Annotated in this window: 5 protein-coding genes; all 5 read left to right on the top strand. The window is 54.4% G+C overall.

What is annotated here, in order from left to right:
- Window positions 1-117 precede the first annotated feature (117 nt).
- Window positions 118-1,503: a hypothetical protein gene (locus PLH32_18350; protein HQJ66571.1), complete on the top strand. Its 1,386-nt coding sequence runs from the start codon at window positions 118-120 to the stop codon at window positions 1,501-1,503.
- Complete coding sequence (locus tag PLH32_18345) at window positions 1,487-2,266, top strand: ParB N-terminal domain-containing protein (protein ID HQJ66570.1); 780 nt, start codon at window positions 1,487-1,489, stop codon at window positions 2,264-2,266. The genes PLH32_18350 and PLH32_18345 overlap by 17 nt, the downstream gene beginning before the upstream one ends.
- Window positions 2,187-2,714, top strand: a complete 528-nt coding sequence (locus PLH32_18340) for a hypothetical protein (GenBank protein ID HQJ66569.1) — start codon at window positions 2,187-2,189, stop codon at window positions 2,712-2,714. Before PLH32_18345 ends, PLH32_18340 begins: the two co-directional genes overlap by 80 nt.
- Window positions 2,683-4,074 (top strand): phage terminase large subunit, encoded by a 1,392-nt coding sequence (gene terL, locus PLH32_18335; GenBank protein HQJ66568.1) that lies wholly within the window; start codon window positions 2,683-2,685, stop codon window positions 4,072-4,074. Before PLH32_18340 ends, terL begins: the two co-directional genes overlap by 32 nt.
- A gap of 15 nt (window positions 4,075-4,089) precedes the next feature.
- Window positions 4,090-4,425: hypothetical protein (locus PLH32_18330; protein ID HQJ66567.1), on the top strand; the 336-nt coding region annotated here is incomplete at its 3' end.

The following is a 4,425-nucleotide window of genomic DNA, read 5'->3' as shown; positions in this document are numbered from 1 at the left end:
TGCGTGGTCGTCTAAGGACAGGACAACTGGCACTCAGCCAGGAGATCGGGGCTCGATACCCCGCCACGCGACAAAATGCTCATGACAGCTTTTTTTTGCCGCTGGAGAAATGAAGCAATGAACATGGAGAAGATATTCTACGGCAGCTCCACAGCCAAGAGAAAGAAATTCGTGATGCAGTTCCTGGCGGGGAAGAAATTCAAGCGGATGGTTTTTCCCGGCTGCGGCGACTTCCAGATGGTCATGGCCGGCGTGAAGGCCGGCTGCGACCAGATCATTGCCTCGGATGTAACGCTCTATTCAGACACCATCGGCGCGTACATCCTGGGCCAGGACCCGCCCGAATTTGAGCTGCTGGGCGAGGTCGGTTTCAAGGTGAACCCGAAAAGCCACGCGGAGATCCTGCTGATGCTGAAGGCGGTCCAGCTTGCCCAGCGCGGGGCATGGCATTACCAGCGGTATTATCTGGAAATTAGGGACAATTTTGCCGCTCAGAAAGCCTATGTCCAGGCGCACCTCGACGAGTACAGAAAAACGCTCCAGGGAATCCAGTACAGGCACCGCTGCATGTTTGAGGAGCTTGACGAGTACCGGGACGATCCGGACACTTTCATCTACCTGAATCCGCCCGTGTTCGGGGCCTATGAAAAAAAGGTGTTCAACACGGAGGGCATTATCCGTTACCGGTCCGACTTTCGGCAGATGGATTACAACCTGGACTATCCGATGATGATTGAGATGATGAACCGCTCGAAAGCGCACATCATCTATGTGCTTTACCGGAACAAATTCGACGTGCCGGCAAAGCATTTGATCTTTGCGGAATCAAGGAACATCGACAAAATCAACTACCTCGGGTATAACCACCCGGTCAAAAAGAGCCGTTTTTTGGATAAGAGCTATCTGGCCTACGAGCGTTTCAAGAATGCGATATTCAGGGAGCAGGACACGCCCACCGTGGATGAAAATTCGGAGCTCAAGATAGCCCTGATCAAGCCGCATATCGCCCTCTATCTTCGGGACCTGTTCGTCCACAAGATGGGGGCCTTTGAGGGCACGGCCGCTGAAAAGACGGTGGCCTTTTACCTGAACAACCGGCTGATAGGCATCTGCGGCCTGAACCTGTCGCACCTGGTGAAGGATCGGGCCGACTATATCTTCGAGGTCTATGCTATGAGCGTGCACAATAGCCGGTATCATTTCAATAACCTGATTATGCGCTGCATCACGCGCCAAGAGTTTGCAAAATTGGTCACCAGGGGATACAAGAACGCCTGTCTGCTGCGCCCCAAGAAAATAAAAACCGTCTGCCTTACCCGCTTTCCGAAGCTCAAAACCAGCGTAGGCGTCTTGGACCTGGTGGCAAAAGAGAAAATAAACGACATCCCCACCTGGAAGCTGACCTATGAGGCCCAGCTGAAAAAGGACGGCCTGAAAGCAGCCTATCTTGAATGGCTGCAGGTCATGAAGAAAAAGAGAGGACAGTATGGAGAGGATAGCTGAACTTACCGGTTATGACAAAACCAGCATCTACAAGGTGCCGTTGGACGAGATCATCGAGCGGGACAAAAACGCCAACGTCATGGAGCCAAGGTTTTTCCTGAGGCTGATTGAGAACATTAAGCAGGACCGTCGCCTGGAATCGCTGCCTTTCGGGCATCTTATCAAGAAGGGCGACCGGACCCTGTTTGAAATCATCAGCGGGCACCATCGCATCCGCGCCGCCAGGAACGCCGGCAATGAATTCGTTTACTGCCTGGTCTACGAAGGCACCCTCTCCGAGGACGAAGTAAAGAGCAAACAGCTCGCGCATAACCGTCTCCACGGCTATGACGACGCGCAGATTGCCAGGGAGATCTACGAGAGCATCCTGGACGTCAACGGCAAAATCGCCACAGGCTATGACGACCGCGATTTTAACGTTGATTACCCGACCTTCTCAGGAGACGCCCTGAACCTGGATTTCGAGATGAAACAGATCTCGCTGCTGTTCCTGCCGTCGGAGGTCAAGGACCTGGAGAGGGTGTTCCAGGCGCTGACCGGCGAATTCGAGGAGAGCTATGTAGCTCATATTTCAGGGTACAACAAATTCGTTGCCACCCTCGCCAGGATCGGGGAGGAGTTCAAGATCAAGAGCATTTCATCGCAACTGGCCAAAATGGTGGACATAGTTAAAGAGGTACTAAATGAGCAAGGAAAACAGATATCTGAGAACGTCGAAGATCGAGATAGACGAAAGGGTAAGGTACATCAGACAGCTGGTTGACATGGGATGGAGCGATCCGAAAGACCTTATCCGGATCATCAGAAAGTCCAAGCAGTGGGATGTCTCCGATAGGACCCTGTACAATTACATCAAGCGGTGCTTCAAGGAGTTGCAAAATCTCTCGCAGCAAGAATCGAGGACGACCTTTGGGATCCTTTGGTCGCGAAATGAAGCGATTTACCGCGACGCCCAGAAAGAAAAGATGTACCCTGTAATGCTGGAAGCGCAGAGGGAGATGGCAAAGCTATCCGGTGCCTATCGGCCGAACAAATACGCCTTTACAGATCCAGCCGGAACGAAGGACTATGGAGAAAGCATCACCAACATCGCTTTTATCGAAAGAGCGCTCCAGAACAGCCCAGGTATCCAGGAGCAGCTCATCGAGCTGCTTGCCCAACTTGGAGAGCAAAGAGCTGATGTTGAGCCTGATCGGTCTGGCGAGGATTAATTACCTTGCGTATCTGCAGGTTGCCCACTTCCTGAAATACAGGCCGTCACGGCATACCAGGCTGATTGCGAAGGTCTGCGAGCGGATTGAGCGCGGAGAGCTGAAGCGGGTGATGTTTTTTCTTCCCCCGAGGCACAGCAAGTCGATGACCGTCACAGAGAGCTTTCCCAGCTGGTTCATTGGGAAGAATCCCAACAGGAGGGTGATTGAGGTCAGCTACGGCGAATCCCTGGCGCAACGGTTCGGCAGGGCAAACCGGCGGAAGATAGAAAACTTTGGGAATTTGCTCTTTGATATCGAGATGGCCCGGGACAACTCCAGCGTGACCAACTGGTCGATTGAGGGCCACGACGGCGGCATGATCAGCGCGGGCGTCGGGGGGCCGCTGTCCGGCCAGGGATCAGATTGCCTGATAATAGATGATCCCTGTAAGAACCGCCAGGAAGCCAACAGCCCCACTTACCGGAATATGCTTTGGGATGAGTACCGCAACACCCTCCTGACGAGATTGCAGCCCAATGCGTCCATCATCCTCATTCAGACCCGCTGGCACGAGGACGACCTGGCCGGCAGGATCCTTGCGCAGGAGCCGGAAAAGTGGACCGTGGTCAAACTGCCGGCAGAGGCCGAGGAGGAAGATCCCCTGGGAAGGGTGCCGGGAGAGCCGCTCTGGCCTGAGTTCGGATTTGACCAGGCCTGGATGGAGAATACGAAAAAGACGGTGGGCAGCCAGGTCTGGAACGCCCTCTATCAACAGCGGCCCTCGCCCCAGGAAGGGGCACTTATCAAACGGTCCTGGTGGAAGTATTACATCGTTGCCCCGAGCCATTTTGACGATATTGTTCTGAGCTGGGATATGACTTTCAAGGACGAGGCAGCAGCGGCTTCAGGGAATCCCGACTACGTGGTCGGCCAGGTCTGGGGAAGGGTGGAGGCGGACAAGTATCTGCTGGACCAGGTGCGCGGCAAGATGGACTTTCCCGATACCCTCAAAGCCGTCCGGGCGCTGAAGGCAAAATGGAAAGAGAGCACGGCGATCCTGATTGAAGACAGCGCCAATGGCCCGGCGATCATCGCTTCGCTGAAGCATGAAATTTCAGGAATCATCCCCTGGCCGGCCCAGGGCAGCAAGACCGAGAGGCTGTCTGCGGTTGCGCCTCAGATTGAGGCTGGCAATGTTTTTGTCCCGGACCCTATTATTGCAGAGTGGATCTGTGACTATGTTGAAGAATTCTCAGTTTTCCCGAATGGGAACAACGACGACCAGGTGGACTCGACCACCCAGGCCTTGCGTTACTGGATGCGGCCGGACAAAGCCCCTGCCTCCATCAGCACCTATCGAGAAAGGACAAATCCGTAAAAGAAGGAGCGCGTGATGCAAAACTTTTTCACCAGTTTTTTCAGCGGGCTGCTCGGCCGTAGCAAAACCCCAGGTCGGGAAAAGATCGGAGCCCTTGCGGAGAAAGGGCAGGATCAGGCAAAGTCAGACCGGACCACCGCGCCAAGAGAGTTCGATGTGATGCCGACTTCTATTCGCCTCGCGAGTGCAGAGCACGGGGGGATCAAAGTCGGGTTTTACTGGGAGGTCCTGGATGCCTGGCGGATGTATGGGAGCGATGACCGGATTCGCTCGACCATCGACTCCATCGCAGACGACGCTACCCAAAACAACCGGCGAGGATTGCCGTTCAACATCGTGGTCAAAACCGCC

The organism is bacterium (assembly GCA_035419245.1).
In the GTDB taxonomy this organism is placed as follows: domain Bacteria; phylum Zhuqueibacterota; class Zhuqueibacteria; order Residuimicrobiales; family Residuimicrobiaceae; genus JAKPUX01.
This window is presented reverse-complemented; position numbering and strand designations above follow the sequence as displayed.

Coding starts and splice junctions, on each gene's coding strand:
- PLH32_18350 (HQJ66571.1), top strand. CDS start 118: ATGAACATGGAGAAGATATTCTACGGCAGCTCCACAGCCAAGAGAAAG.
- PLH32_18340 (HQJ66569.1), top strand. CDS start 2,187: ATGAGCAAGGAAAACAGATATCTGAGAACGTCGAAGATCGAGATAGAC.
- terL (HQJ66568.1), top strand. CDS start 2,683: ATGTTGAGCCTGATCGGTCTGGCGAGGATTAATTACCTTGCGTATCTG.
- PLH32_18345 (HQJ66570.1), top strand. CDS start 1,487: ATGGAGAGGATAGCTGAACTTACCGGTTATGACAAAACCAGCATCTAC.